This is a genomic window from Streptomyces sp. NPDC050211, assembly GCF_040656035.1.
Classification (GTDB): Bacteria; Actinomycetota; Actinomycetes; order Streptomycetales; family Streptomycetaceae; genus Streptomyces.
Genome location: NZ_JBFALC010000099.1, coordinates 1 through 26,318 on the forward strand (window position 1 = coordinate 1; position 26,318 = coordinate 26,318).

A 26,318-nucleotide genomic window follows, 5' to 3' on the forward strand; every position below is an offset into this window, starting at 1 on the left:
GGGCGGCCGCGAGGTGGCCGAGATGATCGACGGCCATTTCCGTGCCTGCGACGTGTCCGACCTCGAGGCCAACCGTGCGCTGGTGGACTTCGCCCAGCAGCAGTGCGGCGGTGTCGACGTCGCGTTTCTCAACGCGGGGGTGGTGACCGGATGCGGCGTCGGCGAGGACTTCGACCTTGAGCGCTACCGTCGTGCGATGGGAGCCAACCTCGACGGCGTGGTCTTCGGCACCCATGCAGTGCTGCCGGCGCTGCGGGCCCGCGGCGGAGGGTCGATCGTGGCGACCGCGTCCCTGGCGGGCCTGGCGGCGGTGCCGCTGGATCCGCTGTATGGGGCCAACAAGCATGCGGTCGTGGGACTCGCACGCTCCCTGGGACCGGCTCTCGCGCCTCATAACGTGCGCTTCAACGCCGTCTGCCCCGGGTTCGCCGAGTCGCGGATCATCGACCACCTGCGCGACATGCTCTCCGAGCAGGAACTGCCGATCATCCCCGCTGAGCTCGTGGCGGACACGGTGCTGCGGATCGTCACCGGCGACGGCACCGGGGAGTGCTGGTTCATCCAGGCCGGACGCGACCCGGAGACGTTCCGCTTCCGTCACGTGCCTGGTCCCGGAAAGCCCGTCGGCATCTGAGCAGACTCACGGCAGTCCGTGTCCGCCACGGGCTGCTGTGTCACTGCTCGGCGGTGGCCATGGCATCGGCGGCTGCCCCGAACGGCAAGGGTCCGGGGCGGCGACACCGGTTACCTCCCCCACTGGTGTGCGGGGGCCATGGCCAGGCTCAGTTCCCGGTCGAAGCCGCCGGTTAGGCCGGGGGTGCCGCGAGTTGAAGCCGGGGAACCAGTGATGCCGCGCACACAGGGCCTGAGGTAATGCCTCGTGCGTGTCAACTTCCGGCCGTGACTTCCCCGGCTCTGGATCCCCTCGCACCCGGTACCGGAGCAGCTGGATGCGGCCCGGCGGCCGGCCCCGAATCTGCCGACACCCGTGATCCGCTGGGTCTGCTCGGCCTGTTCGGTGACCGCTTCGTCCGCGACCCCTACCCCTGGCTGGACCTACTACGGTCCAAGTCTCCCGTTCACCATGACCCTGCTACCGGGCTGTGGTTGGTCAGCCGCTACCAGGACGTACGCCGGGTCCTGCTCGACCCGGAGCGGTTCCTCCCGGGCAATGCCCAGCACGCCGTGAGCCCGCTGCCCGTCGCCGTGCTGCGGGCTGGCTCGCGTCAGCTTCACGCTCCCGCCCGCGCTGGCGAACAACGGCACCCTGAGCCATTCCGGACTGCGCCGCGTGGTCACAGGGTTCTTCAACGCGCAGCGTGTCGCCGCCGCCGTGCCGGTGATCGAGCGCATCGCCGACGAACTGCTCGACGGGGTACGGTCCCAGCTAGATGACCAGCTCGGCGGATGCGCGGCCGAACGCGGCGCTCCGGGACGTGAAGTACCCGGCGCGTCCGCTCAGGCCGAGGTCCGCATACCGTCGCCTTCCCTCGGGGACGAAGTAGATCATGGCGTGTACGGGCTCGAGACGGCGCCAGGCCGAGCGCGCTGCCTTCATGGGGTCACCTCTTCGGAGAGTCGACGAACGGGTGCTCGCTGAACGGGGTATTCGCTGCCGGTTCAGTCCTCGCCGTGCGCCCGCAGGTGTTCGAGCAGCAGGCGGCTCAGCGTTTCGGGCGCCTCCTCGGGGATCCAGTGGCTGATGCCCTGGAGGGTCTCGAACCGGTACGGCCCGTTGACCCATTGCTCGGTCTCCTGTGCGGCTGCCGGACCGAACGCGCTGTCCCCCGTGCTCCAGACGTACAGCGTGGGCACGTCGATGACGCCGATCGCGCCGTCGGGGCGGCCGGCCCGGTACCAGTTCAGCGCCGCGGTGAGAGCGCCCGGCTGGGACAGGTGCCGTACGTAGGCCTCGGCACTGTCCTGCGGGACCTTTCCGGCGTAAGCGGCGCGAAGCTCCTTGGCGTCGTCGGCGAGCATGCGCTCCTCGGTCGCGGGTGCTTCGCGCCAGTCGATCATGTAGCGGGAGCGTTTGCGCTGGTCCTGATCGGTGTGCAGGGTGGTGGCCAGAGCGCCGGGGTGCGGGGTCGAGACAACCGTCAGGGTGCGTACGCGGCCGGGGTGGGCGTGCGCGGTCCACCAGGCGACCGCGCCTCCCCAGTCATGGCCGACGAGATCGAACGCCGCCCAGCCCAGTTCCTCGCTGATCGCGACCACGTCGTCGACGAGAAGGCCGATGCGATAGTCCTCGGGCCGGAGAGGGCGGGCGCCGGGGGAGTAGCCACGTTGGTCGGGTGCCACCACTCGGTAGCCGTGGGCGGCCAACGCCGCGATCTGCTGCCGCCACACCAACCCGGTCTGCGGGAAGCCGTGCAGCAGGAGCACCGGGCGGCCTTCGGGCGGGCCCGAGGCGATCGCGTCGAAGACGCCCGCAGCAGTGGAGATCTTCAGCTCGGTCACGATCCCTCTCCTCGTACCGACTGGTCGGTAGCCTTCAGGCGGGGAGGTGGGCTGTCAAGGCCCCGGGCGGCAGGAGGATGGTTGAACATGACGCCGACTTCAACTATAACCGGGTCGGGAGGCCGGCCCCTGACCACTCACAGCGCCCCGATCGGCGTTCGGCCCTGCCCACCGGCATCGAGTTCGGCGTACGGAGCTCGGAGTGTGGACCCCGAAGCTCCCGGACGAACCGGACCAACAGGAAGCAGTGAGGCGACATGAGGGAAGCAGTCATCGTTTCGACGGCACGGACGCCGGTCGGAAAGGCTTACCGCGGCGCGTTCAATGACACCCAGGCGCAGGAACTTGCCGCCCACGCCCTGTCGCACGCCGTGCAGCGGGCCGGACTCGAGGGAGGTGAGGTCGAGGATGTGATCTTCGGTTGCGCCGTGCAGCAGGGGTCCGCAGGTGTCAATGTCGCGCGGCAGGCCGTTCTGCGTGCCGGACTTCCGGACACCGTGTCGGGGATGTCGATCGACCGGCAGTGTTCGTCGGGCCTCATGGCCATTGCGACGGCCGCCAAGCAGATAGTCGCGGACGGCATGCAGGTCGCTGTCGGCGGCGGTGTCGAGTCGATCTCCTTGGTGCAGAACGACCACATGAACACCCACCGCATGACGGATCCCTGGCTGGTCGAGCACACGCCGGACATCTACATGCCCATGCTGCACACGGCGGAGATCGTCGCCGAACGGTACGGCGTGAGCCGGGAACGCCAGGATGAGTTCGCGTTGTTGTCACAGCAGCGCACCGCGGCGGCGCAGGAGGCCGGCCGGTTCGACCGGGAGATCGTCGCGCTCGACAGCGTCAAGAAGGTTCTGGACAAGCAGGCCGGGGAGGTGCGGGACGAGGCCGTGACCCTGACCCGGGACGAGGGCAACCGCGCGTCGACGACGCTCGAGGGTCTGGCCGGGTTGGCGCCGGTGCTGCCCGACGGTCAGGTGAGCGCGCATTCCAGCGTCACGGCGGGCAACTCCTCGCAGTTGTCGGACGGGGCCTCGGCGTCGGTGCTGATGGAGTCGAAGGAAGCCGAGCGCCGCGGACTCGAGCCGCTGGGCGTCTACCGGGGTATGACCGTTGTCGGTTGTGGGCCGGACGAGATGGGCATCGGGCCGGTGTTCGCCATTCCGAAGCTGCTGAAGCAGCACGATCTCACCATCGACGACATCGGCCTGTGGGAACTCAACGAGGCGTTCGCTTCCCAGGCGCTGTACTGCCGGGACGAACTGCACATCGACCCGGAGCGGTTCAACGTCAACGGCGGCGCCATCTCCGTCGGTCACCCGTACGGAATGACCGGTGCCCGGCTGGTGGGGCATGCCCTCATCGAGGGCAAGCGCCAGGGCGTTCGGTATGTGGTGATCTCGATGTGCATCGGCGGCGGAATGGGCGCCGCCGGACTGTTCGAGGTCGCCTGAGGTGTCGAGCGTGACGAGCAAGGCGCGAACCGCGGTCCTCGTGGACTTCGGCGGTGTCATCACCTCCAGTGTGTTGCGGGCTTTCACCGACTTCGGCGCCTCGCTCGGCGGCGACCCGCGCCTGCCGCTGGACCTCCTCGGCCGGGACGAGGCATCACGCACCCTCCTGGCCGACCACGAGTGCGGCCGTATCGACGCCGAAGCCTTCGAGCGAGGATTCGCCGAACGGCTCCGTGCCCACGGCGCGGAGGTGTCGGCCGAGGGGCTCACGGCCCGCATGCAGGCGGGGATGTCGATCGACCAGGACATGCTCGCGCTGGTCGCTGATCTTCGGGCCGCCGGCCGTCCCGTTGCGCTCGTGTCCAATTCGTTCGGCACCGGAACCTACGACGGCGTCGAACTCGCCGCTGTCGCCGATGCGATCGTCATCTCCTCCGAGGTCGGGATCCGCAAGCCCTCCCGGCGGATCTACGCGATCGCATGTGAACGCCTCGGCATCGACCCCGAGGAGGCCGTCATGATCGACGATCTGCAGCAGAACCTCGACGGAGCGGCACGGATCGGAATCGGGGGCGTCCTGCACACCAGCGCCGCCGACACCCGCCGCCAACTCGCCGAACGCTTCGGGATCACCGCCTGACCGATACCGATCGACCGACCGGGCGCAGTGAGGTAGGTCATCCGGCCACACCGCCCGAGGACTTGATGCCGAAGCCGGGCCAAGACAACTCATCGCGAGGGTGAGACCCGCACCATCACCTGCTCACATCCCGGCAGGCACCGCCCCATGACCGGCGTTTTCGATCCTGTGTGCCGCTACGCGGCCGCCACCCCCGACAACATCGCACTGCGCGGCGCCACGGATCAGTGGACCTACCTTCAGCTGCGTGACGCGAGCATGCGGTACGCGGGCGCCCTGGTCGCCGCGGGCCTGTCCCGGGGGACCGGGTGCTGCTCGCGGCGCCGTCGGTGCCCGAGTTCGTGGTGGCTTACCTCGGGATCCAGGCCGCGGGCTGTGTCGTGGTGCCGGTCAACACGATGTCCACCCGCGCTGAGGTCGAGTACGTTCTCGGCGACGCCGGATGCTCGTGGGCGATCGCATGGCACGGACTTGGCCCCGCCGTCGCGGAGGCGGCCGCGGCGCTCTCGGTGCCCTCTTGGACGCTGTCCCCGGGCGCGTCGGTCACCGCCGCCCCTGCCGGCGTAGTCGACCGGGATCGCGACGAGACCGCGGCCATCCTGTACACCTCGGGAACCACGGGGCGGCCGAAGGGGGCCCAACTCACCGTCGGGAACCTGCTGTCCGCCGGGCAGATCGGTGCCGAGTGCAGCCGAGCATCGAGCGCCGACCGTACCGGCACCGGACTCCCGCTGTTCCACGTTCGGCCAGGCATCGGTCATGATGGCGACCTTGACCGTGGGCGGCTCGATGTCGTTGCTGGCCCGATTCGACCCGGCGTCGATGCTGGAGATGCTGCGCCGTGACGGGCTCACCATCATGGCCGGCGTACCGACCATGTGGAACGCGATGCTGCACGCGGCGGGTGATGCGAATCCGGCGGACTTCGCCGGGCTCCGTGTCGCCGTCTCCGGCGGCGCGTCGCTTCCCGGGGAGATCGCCCAGGCCTTCGAGGCCCGCTTCGGCTGCACCATCCTCGAAGGGTATGGGCTCACCGAGACCACCGCGTTCGGCACCTTCAACGACATCGGCCGCGGCGGCAAGACGGGCTACACCGGCATGGCAGTACCGCGGATGCAGGTGCAGGTGCGTGACGACGACGGCAAGGAGTGCGCGCCGGGTACCGTCGGCGGGGTCCACGTCAGGGGACCCACGGTGATGCGCGGCTACTGGAACCGCCCCGCGGACACCACCGCGGCCATCTCGTCCGACGGCTGGTTCCGGACCGGCGACCTCGGCGAAACCGACACGGACGGCGACCTGCGCATCGTCGACCGCGTCAAGGACCTGATCATCCGCGGTGGTTACAACGTCTACCCCGGCGAGGTCGAGGAAGTTCTCTACGAGCATCCGGACATCGTCGAGGCAGCCGTGATGGGCGTTCCCGACGACCACTACGGCGAGGAGGTCGCCGCGCTCATCGCCGCCCCGCCCGGTTCGGAGCTCGGTGCCGACGAGGTGTCGAGCTGGGCGCGAGAGCGGCTGTCCGCCTACAAGATCCCGCGCATCGTCCGGTTCGTGGACGCGCTGCCCAAGGGCCCGACCGGGAAGATCCTCAAGCGGTCCATCGACCGTACGGCTCTGACCCGTGGCACGGCGCCCGCCGACGTTGCCGCCCGCCGCCAATGAGAGCCTGTCCCCTTCGAGTTTGTGATTGTGGCGTCGGATTCAAGTAAAGTTCCCGGGATGGAGACTACTGCGCCCGAGGAGATCGACGGCGAGCAGGCACCGCCCATGGCCCCCCTCTCGCACCTTCGCGAGCCACCCACGACGAAGCGCGGAGCGCGGACACGGGCCGCTTTGGTGAAGGCCGCGCGGAAGGTGTTCGAACGGGACGGCTACCTCGACACCCGCCTGACCGACATCACCAAAGAGGCTCAATGCGCGGCGGGATCCTTCTACACCTACTTCGCCAACAAGGAAGAGGTGCTCGCCGCCGTCCTCCTGGAGGCGCAGGAGGACATGATGCACCCCGGCATGGGCCGGGTGCAGGGCACCGACGATCCCTATGCGGTACTCGAGGCGAGCAACCGCGCCTATCTCGCGGCATACAAGCGGAACGCGAAGCTGATGGCACTGCTCGAGCAGGTCGCCCAAGTGGAGCCGGAGTTCCGTGAGTTCCGAAGGCGGCGCGGGGACGCGTTCATCCGCCGTAACGCCCGGGGCATCGCCGACCTGCAGGCGCGGGGCGTCGCAGACCGTGAGGTCGATCCGATGATGGCGTCCCGTGCGCTGTCGGGCATGGTCAGCGTCATGGCCTACAACGCCTTCGTGCGCAGTGAAGGGCAGGAAGAAGAAGGTACGCCGGTGGACTTCGAGGAACTCGTGGCCACGGTCACCCGACTCTGGGCGAACGCCCTGCGGTTCCCCGGCCACCGCTGAACCGCCTGCCTCGTAGCCGCTCATACCCCTGGGGTTGGGCGGCTTTTCCATGTGGTCCCGTGCGGGCAGCTATTGAACTTGACGTCGGATTCAATTATAAAGGTCGGACGACATCGCACGCCCGCCAACGGAGAGGGTTGCCGTGAACGTTGCACAAAGAGTCGCCATCGTCACCGGTGGTGGCGGCGGCATCGGCAGCGCGCTGGTCGCGCGGCTCGCTCGCGAGGGTGCCAAGGTCGTCGTCGCAGACCTCGACGCGGAGACCGCGCGGGCGGTGTCGGAGAGAGTCAATGCCGACCATCCGGGAAGTACGGTCAGTGCCGGCGGGGACGTGTCGCACACCGGCCAGATCCAGGAGCTGATCGACCTGGCGGAGAGCGCGTTCGGCCCGGTCGACCTCTACTTCGCGAACGCGGGCATCGCCGGGGCACCCGGCCTCGACGCAAGCGAGCCGGACTGGGACCTCTCGATCGACGTGAACCTGCGAGCCCACATCCGTGCGGCAAGGCTGCTGGTACCACGGTGGCTCGAGCGCGGTGAGGGCTACTTCGTCAGCACCGCCTCGGCGGCCGGGCTGCTCACCCAGATCGGCTCCGCCACCTACGCCGTCACCAAGCACGCGGCCGTCTCCTTCGCCGAGTGGCTGAGTGTCACCTACGGCGATCGCGGGGTCCGGGTCAGCTGTCTGTGCCCGATGGGCGTGAACACCAGGCTGCTGTTCTCCGGAGAGGACTCCGGGGACGCGCTGGGAAGAGCCGCGACGCGGGCCGTCACCTCCGCGGGTGACGTCCTGGAGCCGGCCGAAGTCGCCGACGCCGTCCTGGCCGCGATGGAGGACGAGCGCTTCCTGATCCTGCCGCACGAAGACGTTCTCGAGATGTACCGGCAGAAGGGCTCGGACTACGACCGCTGGCTGCGCGGGATGCGCCGCTACCAGAGCTCCCTGCTGGCGCAGGCGTGACCGGCGTGCCGCCGGGCGAGCTCGTCCTCGCCGAACACCGAGGGCCGGTGCTGGTGCTCACGTTCAACCGGCCCGCCAAGCTGAACGCCTGGACCGACGAACTCGAGGACCGCTATTTCGCGCTGCTCGACGCCGCCGAGGACGACCCGGACGTACGCGCCGTCGTGGTCACCGGCGCGGGACGCGGATTCTGCGCCGGAGCCGACCTGCAACTGCTGCAGGCGGTCGGCGAGGTCTCCGAGGCGGACCGGACACGGCGCCGTCCACGGGACATCCCGCGGAGCCTGCGCAAACCGCTGATCGGAGCGATCAACGGGGTGGCCGCCGGCCTGGGCCTGGTGGAGGCCCTCTACTGCGACATCCGCTTCGGCTCGCCCTCGGCCCGGTTCACCACGGCATTCGCGCAACGCGGGCTGATCGCCGAATACGGGATCTCCTGGCTGTTGCCCCGGCTGGTGGGCCACAGCCGGGCGGCGGACCTGTTGCTGTCGAGTCGCATGGTGGATGCCGAGGAGGCCTTCCGCATCGGACTCCTCGACCACCTGGTCCCCACCGGCAGCGTGGTGAATGCCGCTGTCGCGTACGCCGCCGATCTGGCGACGCGCTGCTCCCCGGCATCCATGGCCACCATCAAGAGCCAACTGAGCAACGACGCGGACGGCACCTACGCCGATTCCGTGACCCGGGCGGAAGACCTCATGCTCCAGGCCTTCCGCAGGTCCGACGTCGTCGAAGGCGTGGCCAGTCACCTGGACAAGCGCCCGCCCAACTTTCCCTCCCTACCCGTCAGGAGTTCGGATGTCCCTGTTTGAGATGTCGGACCGCGCCAAGAAGTACCGGGCGGATCTGCTCGAGTTCATGGATGAGCACATCTACCCCGCCGAGGCGGTGTACGACGAGCAGATGCGCGCGTCGGGCGACCCGCACTTCCACCCGCCGATCCTCGAGGAGCTCAAGGCGGAGGCGCGCAGGCGTGGACTGTGGAACCTGTTCCACCCGCACCCCGAGTGGGGCCCCGGTCTGACGAACCTCGAGTACGCGCCGCTGGCGGAGATCATGGGGCGCAGTCACATCGCCTCCGAGGCGTGCAACTGCAACGCGCCGGACACCGGCAACATGGAGGTGCTCACGCTGTTCGGCAGCGACGAGCACAAGGAGAAGTACCTCAAGCCCCTGCTCGACGGGACGATGGCCTCGGCCTTCGCGATGACCGAGCCGCGTGTCGCCAGCTCCGACGCGACCAACATCGAGCTGCGGATGGAGCGCGACGGCGACGAGTACGTGCTCAACGGCCGCAAGTGGTTCGCCTCGAACGCGATGCACAAGAACTGCAAGGTGCTCATCGTGATGGGCAAGACCGACCCGACGGCGGCCCCGCACCGCCAGCAGTCGATGATGGTCGTCCCGATCGACGCCTCCGGCGTCACCGTGGTCCGGAACCTCCCGGTGTTCGGGTACGCGGATCGCGAGGGCCATGCTGAGATCATCTTCGAGAATGTCCGGGTGCCGGCCAAGGACGTACTCAAGGGCGAGGGTGAGGGTTTCGCGATCAGTCAGGCCCGGCTCGGGCCCGGTCGTATCCACCACTGCATGCGGGCCATCGGCGCGGCCGAGCGGGCACTGGAACTGATGTGCCGGCGCGCACAGTCACGGGTGACTTTCGGCAGTCCGGTCGCCGAACGGTCCAACATCCAGGACTGGATCGCGGAAGCGCGTATCGACATCGAGATGATCCGCCTCCTCACCCTCAAGGCCGCGTATCTCATGGACACGGTCGGGAACAAGGAAGCGCGCACCGAGATCGCGGCCATCAAGGTGGCCGCCCCCGACATCGCGTTGAAGATCGTCGACCGCGCGATTCAGGTGCACGGGGGAGCGGGAGTGACCGACGACTTCCCCTTGGCGATGATGTACGCACATCTGCGGACGTTGCGGCTGGCGGACGGTCCCGACGAGGTCCACAAGCGGGCCATCGCCAAGCAGGAACTGCGGCAGTACCGCGACGCGGCGACGGCGGCGGTGAGCTGAGATGGCAGGACTCGATCTCACCGGTCGCACTGCCGTCGTCACCGGGGCCTCGCGCGGCATCGGGCTGGCCATCGCCCAGGCCATCGCGGAGGCCGGCGGAAACGTCGTCCTCACCTCCCGGTCCCAGGAGGCGGCGGACGCCGCCGCGGCCCAGGTCAAGGGCACAGCGGTCGGCGTCGGTGCGCACGCGGTCGACGAAGAGGCGGCCCGGCGCTGTGTGGAGCTGACGCTCGAGCGCTTCGGCAGCCTGGACATCCTCGTCAACAACGCGGGGACCAACCCGGCCTACGGGCCGGTCATCGACCAGGACCACGGCCGGTTCGCGAAGGCCTTCGACGTGAACCTGTGGGCGCCCGTCCTGTGGACGGGTCTGGCCACGCGGTCCTGGATGGGGGAGCACGGCGGGGCAGTCGTCAACACCGCGTCGGTGGGCGGCATGGCTTCCGAGGCGAACATCGGGCTGTACAACGCCTCCAAGGCCGCACTGATCCATCTCACCAAGCAACTTGCCCTGGAGCTCTCGCCGAAGGTCCGCGTCAACGCGGTGGCACCGGGTGTGGTGCGCACCAAGCTGGCCGAGGCTCTGTGGAAGGAGCACGAGCAGGCCGTGTCCGCCTCGATGGCGCTGGGCCGCATCGGGGAGCCCGCCGACATCGCCGCCGCGGTCGCCTTCCTCGTCTCGGACGCCGCGAGCTGGATCACCGGCGAGACCATGGTGATCGACGGCGGGCAACTGCTCGGTGACGCGCTCCCGTTCAGACAAGGAGCCGATATCGGTGTCTAGCGCGAACATCGTCGGAATCGACGCCGGGGCCGTGGGCCGCTGGTTCGCCACCCGCGGAGTCGACTTCGCCGGGCCCTTGGCCTTCGAGCGGATCGGGCTGGGCCAGTCGAATCTGACGTACCTCGTACAGGATCAGGACGGCCGCAGATGGGTGCTGCGGCGGCCACCGCTGGGTCACCTGCTGGCGTCGGCGCACGACGTGGCCCGCGAGGCGCGGATTCTCGCCGCCCTGCAGAGCACCGCCGTCCCGACCCCGCGGGTGCTCGGGCTGACCGATGATCCCGCCGTGACTGACGTCCCGCTGCTCCTCATGGAGTTCGTGGACGGCGAGGTCGTCGACAGTATGTCGATCGCGCGGTCGTTGACGCCCGAGCGCCGCCGGGCGATCGGGATGTCGTTGCCGCGGACGCTGGCGAAGATCCACGTGGTCGATCTCGAGGCGACCGGGCTGACCGGTCTGGCCAGCCACAAGCCGTATGCGCAGCGTCAGCTCAAGCGGTGGTCGGCCCAGTGGGAGAGGTCCAGGACCCGCGAGCTGCCCGCCCTGGACGAGCTCACCCGGCGTCTCGTCGCGGCCGTGCCGGAGCAGCGCGAACTGACGCTCGTGCACGGCGACTTCCATCTGCGCAACGTCATCACCTCCTACGACAGCGGCGAGGTGACCGCGGTGCTCGACTGGGAGCTGTCGACGCTGGGGGATCCGCTGGCGGACATGGGCAGCCTGCTGGCCTACTGGCCGGCCAAGAATGAGAACACCTTGGGCGACTTCGTCGCGACCGCTCTCGATGGCTTCCCGGCCCGCGAGGAACTCGTGGCGGCGTACGCGGCGGCGTCGGGACGCGACCTGACGGCGCTGGGCTACTGGCACGCGATGGGACTGTGGAAGGTCGCGATCATCGGGGAGGGCGTCATGCGCCGCGCGATGGACGAGCCGCGGAACAAGGCCGCGTCCGGGACCCCGACCGCAGAGCGCATCGACGCACTGGTGGCGAAGGCCCACGAAGTCGCGGACACGGCAGGCATGTGAACCGACCGCCTGCCACAGGACTTCGACACTCACGCATGGACGAGCTGCCCAAGACCACCAGCGGCAGGATCCTGCGACGCGAACTGCGCGGGTCAACGTCCGCATGACGAGCAAGAGGAGCCGAAGCATGGCTGTCGGGAACCGCCAGCACGCCAGGAGGGCCGCGACGCAGCGGCGTGCCACCGGCACCCGGCGGACCTCCGCCGGCGGGGGACAAGACGGCTCATGACCGGAGTCCGGCAGTGTCCTGTCACGGGAGACGGTCGGCTGAGGAGCGGGCCGCTGTGCCGTGAGGGGAGCGGCGGGCGGCCTTCTCGTCTCGATGAGGGTCGTGGTGCTCATGGTCGCATCGGCGCCGACGACTACCTGGCCAAACCCTTCGTCTTTGCCGAGCTGGTCGCCCGCATCCGTGCGCCGGGCCGCCGGGCCCGGCCCGCGACGCCGCCCAACGCCTGGCCGTTCGACCGTGCAGGACGTCCCGTCGAAGACCCGCCGCCCCCTGAGCCGCGACGCCGACCCGCACCCACCGCTGTCCACCTGAAGGACCCTCAGTGATCGAAGCAGTTCTGCATGCCACCCCCTCTGTTCTGGCCCGGGACGCTCGTCTCCGTCCTGGCCGCACTGCTGTGCCGCCACCGGCTCGGTGTCGTCCGTTCACCGCATTTCTCCTGGTGCTCTCACTCGGCGGCATCGTCACGCTCACCCTGTTTCCGGGCCTCGCCCAGATCCGCCCGAGAACACGTGCCGCGCTGACGGCAGCGGCCGCCACCGCGCTTCCGTTCGGTATCGAGGCCGCGAAGTACGCCGTGCCGTGCCGGAGCGGGGAGCCGCAGCGGTCACCCCGTGAGCGCACTGCTCGCTGAGCTGGGCGAGGATGCATTCAGGCAGAGAGCTACTCCTGTCCGGGGACCGCCATCTCCCCGAGGAGCGACCAGTCGTCCTGCGGAACGGTTGCGTTCACGATGCGCGGCGTCTCGACCAGATGGGGCGGCAGCGTCTGCTGCGCGGCCTTGAAGTGCGCGGACTGCACATGCGTGACCCCGGCCTCATCGTTCCGGAAGGCCTCGACCAGGACGTATTCCGTCGGGTCCGACACGCTGCGCGACCAGTCGAACCACAGGCAGCCGGGCTCGGCGCGCGTGGCCCGGGTGAAGTCAGCGGTGATCTCGGGCCAGCGGTCGGCGTACTCGGGACGGACTCGGAACTTGGCGGTGATGAAGATCATGGGATTCCTTCACTGATGTCTGTGTGTCGTCTCCGCCGTGTCTGGCGCGGCGGAGGGGAAACGGTCGCTCCGTGGAGCGGATAGGTGGCGGGCATGCCCGACGGATCGCTACGACTGGATTACCAGCCGACCGTCCGCGTACGGCAGGACCTTGCCACGCGGCAGGTGCACGAGAACCTCCTCGCCGACCGGAACTCCCTCCTCGCGCGGCGCCTTCGCCCTGACGACCTGCCCGGCGATCTCGACCTCGAGCACCCGCTGCGCGCCGTGGTCGCGGCAGCGGCTGACGAACCTGTTGGTGCAGCTGGACGGCAGCGCGACCGGGCAACTGGTCATGACCAGCCAGCCGTCGATGGTCGGCGTCGACGACCAGCACGACCAGCTCTGCGGCGCCTCGGTGGAGGTGCCTCCCCTGCGTCATCGCTATGGGGACATCGAGCACCTGGCGCGGTTCTTCCTGCGCAAGTACCGGCCGAGCGGCGAGAGCAGGATCTCCCCGGATGCGCTGACCCTGCTGCAGCGATGCCCGTGGCCGGAGAACGTCCGGCAGCTGGAGTCGGTGATCCGGGGCTTGGCGCGGCGGCCTTCGGGCCGGACGGTCCACGCGGAGGACCTGCCGCCGGAATGCCGGGTGTCGTCGAACAAGGTCCTCACCACCATCGAGGCGCTGGAACGCGATGCCATTCTGCGGGGGTTGATGGACCGCAACTCCAACGTCCAGCGGACCGCGCAGGACCTCGGGATCTTCCGCGCCACGATGTACCGCAAGATGCGCCGCTACGGGATCGTCCCGTCGAGCCTGACGTGACGGTCCGTTCCGGCGCGCGGGCCGTGCCGCTGTGGCCTGGATGGCAGGGCGGGTCCATCGTGGGACCGTGCGGGTGATGGCCGCCACGCCGTGACACCGCGCCCGGCGGGCTGCTGACCCTGACCGAGTTCAAACCGAGTTCAATACATCACAGGGCATCGGCTTGGTCCCCCACCCGGCGTCGGAGCAGGGAGCGACCCACCAGGGTCCAAGTCACGCCGGTTGCCGGCCGCGTGCCAAGGACCAGGGGGAGAACATCGGTATCGGATACGAGGTGGTGTCCCGGTGGAACAGCCGATGACGGTGCTCAGCGAGAGCCGGGACGATCCGTTCGCTCTGCACCACGCCGCCTCGGCGGTGCTCGACGACCGGGGAACCGTGGTCGGCTGGAGCCGGCACGCCGAGGAGCTGCTCGGCCACCCGGAGTCCGCAGTGATCGGCCGTCCGGCCTTCGACGTCCTGATCGACCCCGGCGACCTGCCGGTTGCCGAGGACGCCGCGGCGATGTGCAGGAGGGACGAAGGCTGGTTCGGCGTACTGACGGTGCGGCATCGCAGCGGGCGGCCCGTGGAGATGGTTTTCCGGGCACGTGCGCTGCTGCGCGGTCACCATGTCCGCGAATGGTTCCTCGTCGGGGCACCCGCGGCGGAGGTCCTCGAGTGGCAAAGGGACCGCGCGGTGCTCGACGGATTGTTCCGCCGGTGCCCGATCGGTCTGGTCGTCCACAGTCCCGAGATGAAGATACTGCGGGTCAACAGGGCGATCGAACGGTTCACCGGAGTGCCGGCCGCTTCCTTTCGGGGAATGCCCACGGGCGCCCAGCTGGTCGCCGAGGATGCGCGGAAGTCCGTGGACCGGGTGCGCCAGGTGATGGAGAGCGGAAAATCACTGGTCTCCACCGAGCAGTACGCCCGCCTGGAGCGGGATCCGACACGAGTGCGGGCCGCGTCCGTCTCGGCCTTCCGACTGGAAGACCCCGTCGGCCGGGTTCTGGGGGTGGCCGAAACGATCGAGGACGTCACCGAGCGCCATCGGACCCGGCTTCGCCTGGCGCTCCTCGACCAGGCCGGCGCCCGCATCGGATCGACGCTCGACGTGCGCCGGACGGCCTGCGAACTCGCGGATGTCATGGTCCCCCACCTGGCCGACCACGTATCGGTGGACCTGTCGCCACCGGTGACGCGCGGCGAGGAGCCGGCGCAGGCGCTGGCGGGACCCGTCGCACGGGTCGCGGTCCGGGGCGTCGCGGCCGAGCAGTCAGACCCGCTGCCGCACCCGGAAGAGGAGCCGGTGCAGTTCGCACCCGGTACACCACAGGCCAGATGCCTGGCCGACGGGCGTCCCCTGCTGGAACCGGTCCTTTCGCCCGACTGGTTCCAGGCAGAACCGCGCCAGGGCGAGCACGTGCCGGACCTCGCGGCCCATTCCCTGATCGTGGTGCCACTGGCCGCGCGCGGCCTGGTACTGGGCGTGATGAGCCTGTGGCGATCGCGGCACCCCGAGCCGTTCGAGGCCGACGATCTCACCCTGGCCCAGGAACTCGCCTTGCGCGCCGCCGTCAGCATCGACAACGCCCGACGCTTCACCCAACAGCAGCAGACCGCGTCCACCCTCCAACGCAGCCTGCTGCCGAGGACCGTTCCGCACCAGTCGGCCCTCGAAGTGGCCCCTCGCTACGTCCCGGCCAGTACGGCCCCCGGTCCCGGCGGTGACTGGTTCGACGTCATCCCGTTGTCCGGGGCCAGGGTGGCACTCGTGGTCGGCGACGCGGTGGGCCACGGACTGCACGCCGCCGCCACGATGGGCCGGCTGCGTACCGCCGTGCACACCCTCGCCACCCTCGACCTGGAACCGGACGAGGTCCTTTCCCGACTGGACGACCTGGTCAACCTCCTTGCCGCCGAACAAGAGGCAGCCGACGAACGACCCGCGGGCGAGCAGATCGTCGGGGCCACCTGTCTGTACGCCGTCTACGATCCTGTCTCCCGGCAATGTTCCGTGGCGCGCGCCGGTCACCCCCTTCCGGTAGTGACGACACCGGACGGACAGGCAGGCCTGCTCGACCTGCCCCCCGGCCCACCGCTGGGCCTGGGTGGTCTGCCGTTCGAAACCCGGGAGATCGAACTGGCCGAGGGCAGCCTGCTCACGCTCTACACCAACGGACTCATCGGCGAACGCCACATCGACGTCGACACGGGCCTGCAACGGCTGCGCACAGCGCTCACGCACCCCGCGGACCCCTTGGAGGAAACGTGCCAGGCGGTTGTCGACTCCCTCGTGACCACACAGCCCGCCGACGACATCGCCCTGCTCATCGCACGCACCCGCGTCCTGCCATCGGAGAACGTCGCCTCCTGGCAACTACCGCTGCAGCCAACCGCCGCAGCCCAGGCCAGAACGCTCGCCACGGCCCAACTCACGCAATGGGGACTGGAACACCTGGCGTTCGCCACCGAATTGATCGCCAGTGAACTGGTCACGAACGCCTACCGCTATGCCAGCGGCCCCGTGACCCTTCGACTCATCCGCGAACGATGTCTCGTCTGCGAGGTCGCCGACGGCAGCCACACCTCACCACACCTGAGGCGCGCCCGCACCACCGATGAGGGCGGGCGCGGCCTGTTCCTGGTGGCCCAGCTGGCCGAGCGCTGGGGTACCCGCTACAGCCGCGAGGGCAAGACCGTCTGGACCGAACAGTCGCTGCTCGGGCTGTAACGCCGTGCAGTTCGGTCCGTGACCGATCCGGAAGCACTGGTCAGGAACGGATCGGCTGAGCAAAAGGCGCCTGACGGGTGAGAGCCCAAGTCAGGCGCCTTTCTTCGTGCGTCTAGAAGAAGCCCAGCTTCCTCGGCGAATACGACACCAGGAGGTTCTTCGTCTGCTGGTAGTGCTCCAGCATCATCTTGTGCGTCTCCCGCCCGATCCCGGACTGCTTGTACCCACCGAACGCCGCGTGTGCCGGGTAGGCGTGGTAGCAGTTCGTCCAGACGCGGCCCGCCTGGATCGCGCGGCCGGCCCGGTAGGCGGTGTTGATGTCGCGGGTCCACACGCCGGCGCCGAGGCCGTAGAGGGTGTCGTTGGCGATCTTGATCGCGTCGTCGAAGTCGTCGAAGGACGTCACGGACACGACCGGTCCGAAGATCTCTTCCTGGAAGATCCGCATCCTGTTGTCGCCCTCGAAGATGGTCGGCTGGACGTAGTAGCCGCCCTTCAACTCGCCGTCGTACTCGACGCGTTCGCCGCCCGTGAGGATCCTCGCGCCCTCCTGGCGGCCGATGTCCAGGTAGGAGAGGATCTTCTCCAGCTGGTCGTTGGAGGCCTGTGCGCCGATCATCGTGTCGGTGTCCAGCGGATGGCCCGCCGTGATCTGCTCGGTGCGGGCGACGGCCGCCTCCAGGAACTCGGCGTAGTGACCGCGCTGGACGAGCGCCCGGGACGGGCAGGTGCACACCTCGCCCTGGTTCAGCGCGAACATCGTGAAGCCTTCGAGGGCCTTGTCGCGGAAATCGTCGTTCTGCGCCCATACGTCGTCGAAGAAGATGTTCGGCGACTTGCCACCGAGTTCCAGGGTGACCGGCTTGATGTTCTCGGAGGCGTACTGCATGATCAGCCGCCCCGTCGTCGTCTCGCCCGTGAACGCCACCTTCGCCACCCGCGGGCTCGACGCGAGCGGCTTGCCCGCCTCCACGCCGAAGCCGTTGACGATGTTCACCACACCCGGCGGCAACAGGTCCGCGATCAGGCTCATCCAGTAGTGGAGGGAGGCCGGGGTCTGCTCGGCGGGCTTGATGACGACCGCGTTGCCCGCGGCGAGTGCCGGGGCGAGCTTCCAAGTCGCCATGAGGATAGGGAAGTTCCAGGGGATGATCTGTGCCACGACGCCCAGCGGTTCATGGAAGTGGTACGCCACCGTGTCGTCGTCGAGCTCGCCCAGCGAGCCCTCCTGGGAGCGGATCGCGCCCGCGAAGTAGCGGAAGTGGTCGATGGCGAGCGGGATGTCGGCGGCGAGGGTTTCGCGGACCGGCTTGCCGTTCTCCCAGCTCTCGGCGACCGCCAGCGGCTCCAGATGCGCCGCCATACGGTCAGCGATCTTGAGCAGGATGTCGGATCGCTCGGTCACCGAGGTGCGGCCCCAGGAAGGAGCGGCCGCGTGCGCCGCGTCGAGCGCCCGCTCCACGTCCTCCGCGGTGCCGCGCGCGACCTCCGTGAACGGCTGCCCGTTCACCGGTGAGGGGTTCTCGAAGTACTGCCCGCGGATCGGCGGCACCCACTCGCCACCGATGAAGTGGTCGTAGCGCGCCTGGTAGGAGACGATCGCGCCTTCTGTGCCGGGCGCCGTGTAACGGGTCATGGTGCTCTGCCTCCCGGAGCTGTGCTGCCCGCCGTTGGGCAGCTCTCGGCGCGAGAGTAGGGACGGGGACGTTGCGAGTACGTTGCGTGGCCGGTGCTGAGGTGAGGCGGCCATGCGTGTCGTCCGGTCAGCGGGCCGCCCCGCGCGGCCGGTCGGCCGGTGCCGACAGCTCCGATTCCAGCGCGGCCAGCCGCGAGCGGACCGCGGCGGTCGGGCGTACGGCGGCCAGCGCGCGCCAGACGTCGAGGTCGTCCTCGCCCCACGCCGCGTGTGCCCAGTCGGCCAGCAGATCGGGGTCGCCGCGGCTGATCAGCGCCGTCCGGAGGCCGTCGGCCAGACGGTGCCTCAGCCGCACCACCGCCGGTGCCTGCGAGGCGGGCAGCAGCGGGCCGGCATACGCCGTCACCGCCGCCGTGACCGCACCGGTCTCCAGGCGCCGCTCGACGACGGCGACGTCGGACTCGACCGGCAGGGTCAGCCGGTAGGGCCGCGAGGCCAGCAGCCCGGGGCCGAGAAGTCTGCGCAGCCGGGCCAGTTCGGCGCGCAGGGTCACCGGTGTCACCGACTCGTCCTCGTACAGCGCGCACAGCAACTCGTCGCCGGTCAGCCCCTCCGGATGGCGGGCCAGCAGCACCAGGATCTCGCTGTGCCGACGGCTGAGCCGGAGCCGGCGACCTCCCGCGACGAGCAGTGCCTCATCGCGGCCCAGCGCGGTCAACTCGGTTGTGCCTGCGGTCGGCTGTCCTTCGGGGAGCAGGGCCAGCTGGGACTCGGCGGCCCGAGCGACCGCCTGGACGAAGCCCAGACTGTGCGGATGCGCGAGCCCGTCCCCGCCGGTGATGTCCACCGCGCCCAGCACCCGCCCGGTGCGCGGATCGTGTACCGGAGCCGCCGCACAGGTCCAGGGCTGCACCCGCCGGATGAAGTGTTCGGCGGCGAAGACCTGCACCGGACGGTCGACGGCGACAGCCGTGCCCGGCGCGTTCGTGCCGACCGCGGTCTCCGCCCAGCGCGCGCCTGGCACGAAGTTCATCCGGTCCGCCCGTCGCCGGGTCGTCGGATGGCCCTCGACCCACAGCAGCCTGCCGCGGGCGTCGCACACCGCGAGCAGATGCTCGCCGTCGGCCGCGAACGTGCCCATGAGCTCCCGGAACAGCGGCATCACCCGTGCCAGCGGATGCTCGGCCCGATAGGCACCGAGGTCACCGTCCGCGAGCTCCACCCTCGCCGTGCCGTCGGGTCCCACCCCCGCCCGCACGGAACGCCGCCATGAGTCGGCCACCACCGCACGCACCGGCCGCGGCACCGTGCCCGCTTCGGTGAACGTCTCATGCGCACGACGCAGCATCCGCACACGCTCGGCAGGGTCGGCCCCCGGCTCCAGGGCCACCCATGGATCGGTCAACTCGGCCTCCCGGACGGCGATGCGGCTGGGGACATCGTCACTCCGGGTGCGCGCGTGGACAACCACTTCGACCGGGACCACCCGAACGAGGCCCGCGGCTCCCAGTCGGGCCCGTTCGATTCAGCCTCGGGCCCGGTCGGGCTCGCTCGATTCAGCCGCAGGTCAGGCTCGTTTCAGCCGCAGGTCAGGCTCGTTCGACCAGTCTCAGATAGCGCGCCCAGTCCCAGTTCGGTCCGGGATCGGTGTGATCCGTGCCCGGCACCTCGTGGTGCCCGATGATGTGCGCGCGGTCCCTCGGGATGCCGCGTCTGGTGCAGATCGCCGCGGTGAGTGCGGCCGACTCCTCGTACATCACGTCGGTGAAGTAGGCGGGCCGGTCCACCCAGCCCTCGTGCTCGATGCCGATGCTGCTCGTGTTGTACTCCCAGTTTCCCGCGTGCCAGGCGATGTCGGACTCCCGGACGCACTGCGCCACATGACCGTCGGCCGAGCGGACGACGTAGTGCGCGGACACCTCCTTCTTCGGGTTCTGGAAGATGGACAGGGTGGTGGTGAAGGTCGCCTGCGTGACATGGATGATCACGCGGTCGACCACTCGGTCCGTAGCGGGTTCTGCCGTCGTGTAGTTGGAGCTGTTCGCCGGCTGCCACTCGGCCGACGGGTGGTCGACGGCCTGGACGCGCGCTCCGGCCCGCGCGTCGGGGAGCAGCGCGTACGGCACGGCGGCCAGGGCGGCGCCCTTCAGCAGCCGGCGTCGCGTGGGGAGCGGTCTTGCCCGTTCCATGGGGGCGGTGCCTTTCGGTGGTCAGGATGTCTTGCTCAGGTCCGCAGAGTCGCTGCCGTCTCCCGCAGCCGAGCATGCACGCCGCGATGAGTCTCGCGCGCGGGCAGCCACTGTTTGCGGAGCTTGGCCACGCAGGTGTAGTTGGTGTCGCACACATTGGCCAACGGCGACTCGACGCACTGGGTTGCGAACTGGTACGCGTCCAGCTCACTGAAGCCGTAGTCGCGCACCAGCCACCGCACCAGGTCGAGCTGGGATATCCGGAACGCGTCCTCCAGCGGGCGCGCCGAGCCCGTCGAGATGATGTGGGTGTCCGACTCGATGCGCGGCCAGGGCGTGGCGAGTCCCTTGAGCAACTCGACGATCACCACCGTGTTCATCGCGCACTCGACGGCGACTCCGCAGGTCTCGCCCTCGCCCTGCCGGGCGTGGCCGTCACCGAGGCTGAGCAGAGCGCCCTCGACGTTCACCCCGAGGTAGCAGGTGACTCCGGCCCGCATCTCGGGTGTGTCCATGTTGCCGCCGTGTGCGTCGGGCACCAGGGCCGAGCGCACCTCCAGGTTGGCGGGAGCCACGCCCACCGTGCCGTGCATCGGGTCGAGGGGCAACTCGGCCTCGATATCGCTGTCGTGCGCCCGGAACAGGGCCGTACGGCGGGTCCGGTCCAACTGCCAGATCCAGACCGTCTCCGGAAGCGGCGGCTGCAACGTGGCCGTGGTGTGTGTCGAGGTGAGCGCGCCGAACAGCGGGACCGTGGTCGACGCGGCCCAGTCCCGGGCCGGCTCGATCGACACGAAGTGCACGGCGACGGTGTCGCCCGGCTCCGCGCCCTCGATGTGGAAGGGGCCGGTCTGCGGGTTGAGGAACGGGAACTCGCACACCTCCGACACCAGGTCCTTCTCGGACCGCACGCGTCCGGCGAAGCAGTCCTCCGTGTACAGATCGAGGACCGTGCCCGGAGCGATCCGGGCTACGGGTGGCACTCCGCCGAATGTCCAGGCGTACTCGCCCGGTTCGGGGCGCACGGTCAGAATCCGGGGGTCGCTCATCGCTGCACAGCTCCGTTCGGTGGAAGGGCCGGTGCATCAAGGTACGTCGCATACGGGTGGGGCAGCAGCGCATGCCGTGTATCCGTGGACGGGGCCGGGATTGTGGAAAACTCGCTCACCCGGACGGGTGAAGTCGAGCTGTGACCAGGCGAGTTCGGCTGCTGCCGCTGGGGCATCCGTCGATCAGGCGAGTTCGGCTGCTGCCGCTGGGGCACCCGTCGATCAGGCGCGTTCGGCCACGGCCGCCGGATCGTCGAGCACCGCCCGTACGACCGAGTGCGCGGCACCCAGCAACGGCCCCTCGGGACCCAGTCGCGACACGGCCACCGGACATGCGGGCCCCGCTGTCCGGCGTGCCAACTCGGCTTCCAGCGAGGGCAGCAGCCATGGCGCGAGCCCGGCCAGCGCGCCGCCCAGCACCACGCCCTCGGGGTCCAGCAGATTGACGGCCCCGGTCAGCGCGATGCCGAGCGCCTCTCCCGCGTCGCGCAGCGCACGTCGCACGTCCGGGTCGCCGTCCGCAGCGCGCCCCGCGAGCAGCCCGACGCGGTCCTCGCCCGGCTCCAGACCGGCCGCTCGCAGCACCGCCTCCTCACCGGCGTACTGCTCCAGGCACCCGCGGCCCCCGCACGGACACGCAGGTCCGTCCGGGCGGACCGGCACATGCCCCAGCTCGCCCGCGAACCCCCGTGTCCCGCGCAGCAGTTGCCCGTCCACGACGAGCGCCGCACCGATGCCGATCTCGGCGGACACATGCAGGAAGTCGCTCGGGGTGCCCTCGCCGAGCCGGAGTTCGGCGAGCGCGCCGAAGTTGGCCTCGTTGTCGACGGTCAGTGGGAAATGCGCGGGCAGCAGGGCCCCGAGGTCCGTGTCCTGCCAGTCGAGGTTCGGGGCGCGTACGACCGTTCGCGCGTCGCGCGCCACCAGGCCCGGCACGGCCACGGCGAGCCCGGCCGGCCACAGGCCCTCGCGCTCGGCCTCGGTGACGATCCGGCCCACCAGCTCGGTGAGCTCCTCGATCACCGGTCGGGGCGAGCGTCCGCGGTTCGTGCCGTACCGCACGGCCCGCGCCCGTACCTCTCCGCGCAGATCGACCGCGCACACCGCGAGGTGATCCACGCCGATCTCCGCGCCGATCCCCGCCGGCCCATGTCCGCTGACGGCGAGCGCCGAGCCGGGCCGTCCCACCCGGCCGGGCCGCTCGGGGCCCAGCTCCTCCAGCAGTCCCGAGCGGATCAGCTCGTCGACGAGGGTCGACACCGCGGCCCGGGTCAGCCCGATGCGCGAGGCGACGGCGGCACGGGAGAGCGGCCCCTCGGCACTGACGGTGTGCATCACCCGGGCGAGGTTGCGCCGGCGCATGCCCTGTTGTGTGTCCGGCAGCGCACGCCCGGTTCCTCCCGGGCGGGCCTCGTGCAGCGGTGCGGTCATGCCTCCGTCGTCCTCAGTGGGTCTCCGCGCTCCGCTCGAGCAGCGGGGCCGCGTCGGAGAGTACCCCGGAGATCCTGGCCAGGGTCGCCTCGTCCCGCTCCACCGCGTCCAGCACCGGACCCTCGGCGGTACGCCAGCGCCGGGCCACCGCGGCCGGATCCTCGCCGGTCAGCAGGCCGGCCGCCTGCGCGGCGGCGCCGAGCGCGACCAGTTCCTTGGCCTCGGGCACCTGCACGGGGCGGCCCGACAGCCGTCGTACGGTCTGCTGCCAGGCCGTGCCCCGGGCGCCGCCGCCGATCAGCAGCAGCGGGGCCGAACGGTCTGCATCCTCGTCGAGTACCAGGTCGAGCGCGCCCAGCAGCGCGTGGACGGCGCCGTCGTAGGCGGCCTGGAGGAGTTGGCCCGCGGTGGTGTCATGGCGCAGGCCGTGCAGCAGGCCGGAGGCGTGGGGGAGGGCGGGTGTGCGTTCGCCGTCCAGGTAGGGCAGCAGGGTGATGCCGGTGGCGGGTTCCACGGCCTCGCGGTCGAGGCCCAGCAGGGAGGCGACGCGGTCGACGGCGAGCGTGCAGTTCAGGGTGCAGGCGAGCGGCAGCCAGTCGCCGTGCGCGTCGGCGAAGCCCGCCACGGTTCCGGTCGGGTCGGTGGGGCGCCGCTTCGACACCGCGTACACCGTGCCGGAGGTGCCCAGGCTCAGCACCGGGGTGCCGGGACGCAGCCCGAGGCCCAGCGCGGCGGCGGCGTTGTCGCCGGTGCCCGGGGCGACCAGGGTGCCCTTGGAGAAGGGCAGGTCATGGCTGTCGCGCACGGTGCCCGCGACCTCGCCGGGCCGCACCACGCGGGGCAGCAGGGCGGGGTCAAGGCCGACGTGCGCGAGGATCTCCGCGTCGTACGCCTCGGACCCGGACGCCCACCAGCCCGTCCCGGACGCGTCGCCGCGATCGGTCGTGCCCTGCCCGGTGAGGCGTTCGGTGAGGTAGTCGTGGGGGAGGCGTACGGCCTTGGTGGCGCGGACCGCGTCCGGCTCGTGCTCGGCCAGCCAGGCCCACTTCGTGACCGTGAAGGAGGGCGCGGGGACGAGTCCGGTGCGCTCGGCCCAGAACTTCGCGCCGCCCAGCTCCTCGGTCAGCCGGCGTGCCTGCGGCGCCGAGCGCACGTCGTTCCACAGCAGGGCGGGGCGTACCGGATCGCCCTGGGCGTCCAGCGTGACGAGCCCGTGCTGCTGACCACCGATCGACACCGCCGCGGCCTCGTGCGCCGCGTCACCGCACTGGCGCAGGGCCTCGCACAGGGCATCCCACCACTGGCGCGGATCGCTCTCCCGGCCCGCCCCGGAGGACACGGTGTGCGGCGCCTGGCCGCTCGCGACGACCTCACCGGTGGACGCGTCGACGACCAGTGCCTTGGTGGACTGGGTGGACGTGTCCACGCCGACGACGAGCGGACCCTCGGCTGCTGACATCGGGCTCTCCCTTTTCTGCGGCTTACGCGCGGCTCACGCGCGGCTCACGCGCGGCTCACGCGTGGCTCATGTCTGGCTCATGTCTGACGAAAGACACCATGTCTCTTCCCAGAGATGCCTCCGCATACTAATTTGTAAAGCGCCATGACGAAATAGTCGTGGCGACAGTCGCAAGCGAGCAAGGGAGCCGCGGCATGAACTACCAGCCCACCCCCGAGGACAGGTTCACCTTCGGCCTGTGGACCGTCGGCTGGCAGGGAAGGGACCCGTTCGGCGACGCCACGCGGCGCGCCCTCGACCCGGTCGAGTCGGTGCAGCGCCTGGCCGAGCTCGGCGCCTACGGAGTGACCTTCCACGACGATGACCTGATCCCCTTCGGGTCCTCGGACACCGAGCGCGAGTCCCACATCAAGCGCTTCCGTCAGGCGCTCGACACGACCGGCATGACCGTGCCGATGGCCACGACGAACCTGTTCACGCACCCCGTCTTCAAGGACGGCGCCTTCACGGCGAACGACCGTGACGTGCGGCGCTACGCCCTGCGCAAGACGATCCGCAACATCGACCTGGCCGTGGAGCTCGGGGCCAAGATCTACGTCGCCTGGGGCGGCCGGGAGGGTGCCGAGTCCGGCGCCGCGAAGGACGTACGCGTCGCTCTGGACCGTATGAAGGAGGGTTTCGACCTCCTCGGCGAGTACGTCACCTCCCAGGGCTACGACCTGAAGTTCGCGATCGAGCCCAAGCCGAACGAGCCGCGCGGCGACATCCTGCTGCCCACCGTCGGCCACGCTCTGGCGTTCATCGAGCGCCTGGAGCGCCCCGAGCTGTACGGCGTGAACCCCGAGGTCGGCCATGAGCAGATGGCCGGGCTGAACTTCCCGCACGGCATCGCGCAGGCCCTGTGGGCGGGCAAGCTCTTCCACATCGACCTCAACGGCCAGTCCGGCATCAAGTACGACCAGGACCTGCGCTTCGGCGCCGGAGATCTGCGTGCCGCGTTCTGGCTGGTCGACCTCCTGGAGAGCGCCGGTTACGCCGGACCCCGCCACTTCGACTTCAAGCCGCCGCGGACCGAGGACCTGGACGGCGTGTGGGCATCGGCCGCCGGCTGCATGCGCAACTACCTCATCCTGAAGGAGCGTGCCGCCGCCTTCCGTGCCGACCCGGAGGTCCAGGAGGCCCTGCGTGCCTCGCGACTGGACGAGCTCGCGCAGCCCACGGCAGCGGACGGTCTGCAGGCGCTGCTCGCCGACCGCTCGGCCTTCGAGGAGTTCGACGTGGAGGCGACCGCCGCGCGCGGGATGGCCTTCGAGCGGCTCGACCAGCTGGCCATGGACCACCTGCTGGGGGCGCGCGGCTGACCACGCGCGCGTGCCGGTGAGATCCGGCTGTCGGACGGTCCCCGCGCGGAATGCTCCGGAACCATGCCATCCATGCCATGAGTCCGTATCAACCGCCGTGCGGGGGTCGCGCGCTACCCCGATCCGCGGCGACGCTTGACGGTATGGCCATGCCGCCCGTACCGCCTCAGCCGCCCGGGCCTCCGGGCGGGACGCCGCCTCAGGGCGGTGGATTCGGACCGCCGTCGTACGGTGACTGGCCGCCGCCGGAACAGCCACCGGACGGCGGCCCCGGACGGCGCCGAAATCCGCTGTTCATCGTGATCGCCGCACTGGTGGGCGTCGCCGTCGTCGTCGCCGTGGTGCTGGTCGCCTCGGGAAGCGACGATTCGCCGGACGAGAAGACGCCCGCCGAGAGCAGCACGAGCGGCACCCCGCGGCCGTCCCTGAGCATCCCGACCGAGCTGCCCAGCAGGCTGCCCAGCGAGGTGCCTTCGTTGCCCTCCGGGTTCCCGAGCGAGCTGCCGAGCGGCTTGCCGAGCGACATCGAGTCACTGCTGCCGTCGCTGGATCTGCCGTAGGGCGACGTGTTTCGTGGGGGGCGGGCGCGGGGCGCCCGTTGCCCGGCCCGGGGTCAGATACCCCCGGGCCGCCCCCCCGACGTAAACGTCGTCTAGGACCCCCAGTG

Annotated in this window: 25 protein-coding genes and 2 pseudogenes; 17 read left to right on the forward strand and 10 right to left on the reverse strand. The window is 70.1% G+C overall.

What is annotated here, in order from left to right:
• Positions 1-634, forward strand: a 634-nt coding sequence (locus AB0I98_RS46115) for an SDR family NAD(P)-dependent oxidoreductase (RefSeq protein ID WP_362952074.1), incomplete at its 5' end; no start/stop codon positions are given.
• Between the two features lie 753 nt (positions 635-1,387).
• On the opposite strand, the gene AB0I98_RS46120 is transcribed toward AB0I98_RS46115, so the two are convergent.
• Together AB0I98_RS46120 and AB0I98_RS46125 are read right to left on the reverse strand one after the other, a co-directional pair.
• Positions 1,388-1,558, reverse strand: coding sequence for a hypothetical protein (locus AB0I98_RS46120; RefSeq protein WP_362952075.1), 171 nt, complete (start codon positions 1,556-1,558; stop codon positions 1,388-1,390).
• Between the two features lie 62 nt (positions 1,559-1,620).
• On the reverse strand, positions 1,621-2,460 hold the full coding sequence (locus AB0I98_RS46125) for an alpha/beta hydrolase (RefSeq protein WP_362952076.1): 840 nt from the start codon (positions 2,458-2,460) through the stop codon (positions 1,621-1,623).
• Positions 2,461-2,717: 257 nt separating this feature from the next.
• Between AB0I98_RS46125 and AB0I98_RS46130 the strand changes: the two genes are divergently transcribed.
• The 12 genes and pseudogenes from AB0I98_RS46130 (at position 2,718) to AB0I98_RS46185 (ending at position 12,641) form a co-directional block, all read left to right on the forward strand.
• Entirely contained in the window at positions 2,718-3,917 is a 1,200-nt protein-coding gene (locus AB0I98_RS46130) for an acetyl-CoA C-acyltransferase (RefSeq protein WP_362952077.1), read from the forward strand.
• Positions 3,918-3,927: 10 nt separating this feature from the next.
• The gene (locus tag AB0I98_RS46135) at positions 3,928-4,557 is read left to right on the forward strand and encodes an HAD family phosphatase (RefSeq protein ID WP_362952078.1); all 630 of its coding nucleotides are present in this window, start codon (positions 3,928-3,930) and stop codon (positions 4,555-4,557) included.
• Between the two features lie 344 nt (positions 4,558-4,901).
• A pseudogene (locus tag AB0I98_RS46140) lies at positions 4,902-5,709 on the forward strand (AMP-binding protein); the annotation flags it as partial.
• Between the two features lie 45 nt (positions 5,710-5,754).
• Positions 5,755-6,225, forward strand: a complete 471-nt coding sequence (locus AB0I98_RS46145) for a hypothetical protein (protein ID WP_362952097.1) — start codon at positions 5,755-5,757, stop codon at positions 6,223-6,225.
• A gap of 57 nt (positions 6,226-6,282) precedes the next feature.
• Positions 6,283-6,978 (forward strand): TetR/AcrR family transcriptional regulator, encoded by a 696-nt coding sequence (locus AB0I98_RS46150; protein ID WP_362952079.1) that lies wholly within the window; start codon positions 6,283-6,285, stop codon positions 6,976-6,978.
• A 142-nt stretch (positions 6,979-7,120) separates the two neighbouring features.
• The gene (locus AB0I98_RS46155) at positions 7,121-7,939 is read left to right on the forward strand and encodes an SDR family oxidoreductase (RefSeq protein ID WP_362952080.1); all 819 of its coding nucleotides are present in this window, start codon (positions 7,121-7,123) and stop codon (positions 7,937-7,939) included.
• Positions 7,936-8,751, forward strand: coding sequence for an enoyl-CoA hydratase-related protein (locus AB0I98_RS46160; protein WP_362952081.1), 816 nt, complete (start codon positions 7,936-7,938; stop codon positions 8,749-8,751). The genes AB0I98_RS46155 and AB0I98_RS46160 overlap by 4 nt, the downstream gene beginning before the upstream one ends.
• Positions 8,738-9,967 carry an acyl-CoA dehydrogenase family protein gene (locus AB0I98_RS46165; RefSeq protein WP_362952082.1) on the forward strand — a complete coding sequence of 410 codons (1,230 nt, stop codon included), beginning with the start codon at positions 8,738-8,740 and terminating at the stop codon, positions 9,965-9,967. Before AB0I98_RS46160 ends, AB0I98_RS46165 begins: the two co-directional genes overlap by 14 nt.
• 1 nt (position 9,968) lies before the next feature.
• Positions 9,969-10,751: an SDR family oxidoreductase gene (locus AB0I98_RS46170; protein WP_362952083.1), complete on the forward strand. Its 783-nt coding sequence runs from the start codon at positions 9,969-9,971 to the stop codon at positions 10,749-10,751.
• Entirely contained in the window at positions 10,744-11,778 is a 1,035-nt protein-coding gene (locus AB0I98_RS46175) for a phosphotransferase family protein (RefSeq protein ID WP_362952084.1), read from the forward strand. Before AB0I98_RS46170 ends, AB0I98_RS46175 begins: the two co-directional genes overlap by 8 nt.
• Positions 11,779-12,129: 351 nt before the next feature.
• Positions 12,130-12,225: pseudogene (locus AB0I98_RS46180) on the forward strand (response regulator transcription factor); the annotation flags it as partial.
• Between the two features lie 224 nt (positions 12,226-12,449).
• On the forward strand, positions 12,450-12,641 hold the full coding sequence (locus tag AB0I98_RS46185; RefSeq protein WP_362952085.1) for a hypothetical protein: 192 nt from the start codon (positions 12,450-12,452) through the stop codon (positions 12,639-12,641).
• 29 nt (positions 12,642-12,670) lie between these two features.
• On the opposite strand, the gene AB0I98_RS46190 is transcribed toward AB0I98_RS46185, so the two are convergent.
• The gene (locus tag AB0I98_RS46190) at positions 12,671-13,003 is read right to left on the reverse strand and encodes a putative quinol monooxygenase (RefSeq protein ID WP_362952086.1); all 333 of its coding nucleotides are present in this window, start codon (positions 13,001-13,003) and stop codon (positions 12,671-12,673) included.
• A 108-nt stretch (positions 13,004-13,111) separates the two neighbouring features.
• Positions 13,112-13,339 carry a hypothetical protein gene (locus tag AB0I98_RS46195; protein ID WP_362952087.1) on the reverse strand — a complete coding sequence of 76 codons (228 nt, stop codon included), beginning with the start codon at positions 13,337-13,339 and terminating at the stop codon, positions 13,112-13,114.
• Here AB0I98_RS46195 and AB0I98_RS46200 point away from each other — a divergent pair.
• Positions 13,338-13,811: a helix-turn-helix domain-containing protein gene (locus AB0I98_RS46200; RefSeq protein WP_362952088.1), complete on the forward strand. Its 474-nt coding sequence runs from the start codon at positions 13,338-13,340 to the stop codon at positions 13,809-13,811. The genes AB0I98_RS46195 and AB0I98_RS46200 overlap by 2 nt on opposite strands.
• Before the next feature lie 297 nt (positions 13,812-14,108).
• A complete protein-coding gene (locus AB0I98_RS46205) occupies positions 14,109-16,526 on the forward strand; it encodes a SpoIIE family protein phosphatase (protein WP_362952098.1) in 2,418 nt (805 codons plus the stop codon).
• Positions 16,527-16,638: 112 nt separating this feature from the next.
• Here AB0I98_RS46205 and AB0I98_RS46210 read toward each other — a convergent pair whose 3' ends face one another.
• The 6 genes from AB0I98_RS46210 to xylB all read right to left on the reverse strand — a co-directional run bounded on the left by AB0I98_RS46210 (position 16,639) and on the right by xylB (position 24,290).
• Positions 16,639-18,162, reverse strand: coding sequence for an aldehyde dehydrogenase family protein (locus AB0I98_RS46210; RefSeq protein ID WP_362952089.1), 1,524 nt, complete (start codon positions 18,160-18,162; stop codon positions 16,639-16,641).
• A 127-nt stretch (positions 18,163-18,289) separates the two neighbouring features.
• Entirely contained in the window at positions 18,290-19,567 is a 1,278-nt protein-coding gene (locus tag AB0I98_RS46215) for a GAF domain-containing protein (RefSeq protein WP_362952090.1), read from the reverse strand.
• A gap of 184 nt (positions 19,568-19,751) precedes the next feature.
• On the reverse strand, positions 19,752-20,351 hold the full coding sequence (locus AB0I98_RS46220) for an N-acetylmuramoyl-L-alanine amidase (RefSeq protein WP_362952091.1): 600 nt from the start codon (positions 20,349-20,351) through the stop codon (positions 19,752-19,754).
• 35 nt (positions 20,352-20,386) lie between these two features.
• On the reverse strand, positions 20,387-21,400 hold the full coding sequence (locus AB0I98_RS46225) for an acetamidase/formamidase family protein (RefSeq protein ID WP_362952092.1): 1,014 nt from the start codon (positions 21,398-21,400) through the stop codon (positions 20,387-20,389).
• 222 nt (positions 21,401-21,622) lie between these two features.
• A complete protein-coding gene (locus AB0I98_RS46230; protein WP_362952093.1) occupies positions 21,623-22,831 on the reverse strand; it encodes an ROK family transcriptional regulator in 1,209 nt (402 codons plus the stop codon).
• A gap of 13 nt (positions 22,832-22,844) precedes the next feature.
• Positions 22,845-24,290 carry a xylulokinase gene (gene xylB / locus AB0I98_RS46235; RefSeq protein ID WP_362952094.1) on the reverse strand — a complete coding sequence of 482 codons (1,446 nt, stop codon included), beginning with the start codon at positions 24,288-24,290 and terminating at the stop codon, positions 22,845-22,847.
• A gap of 194 nt (positions 24,291-24,484) precedes the next feature.
• On the opposite strand from xylB, the gene xylA reads away from it, so the two are divergent.
• Entirely contained in the window at positions 24,485-25,651 is a 1,167-nt protein-coding gene (gene xylA / locus AB0I98_RS46240) for a xylose isomerase (protein ID WP_362952095.1), read from the forward strand.
• A 143-nt stretch (positions 25,652-25,794) separates the two neighbouring features.
• On the forward strand, positions 25,795-26,211 hold the full coding sequence (locus tag AB0I98_RS46245; RefSeq protein ID WP_362952096.1) for a hypothetical protein: 417 nt from the start codon (positions 25,795-25,797) through the stop codon (positions 26,209-26,211).
• The last annotated feature ends 107 nt before the right edge of the window (positions 26,212-26,318 follow it).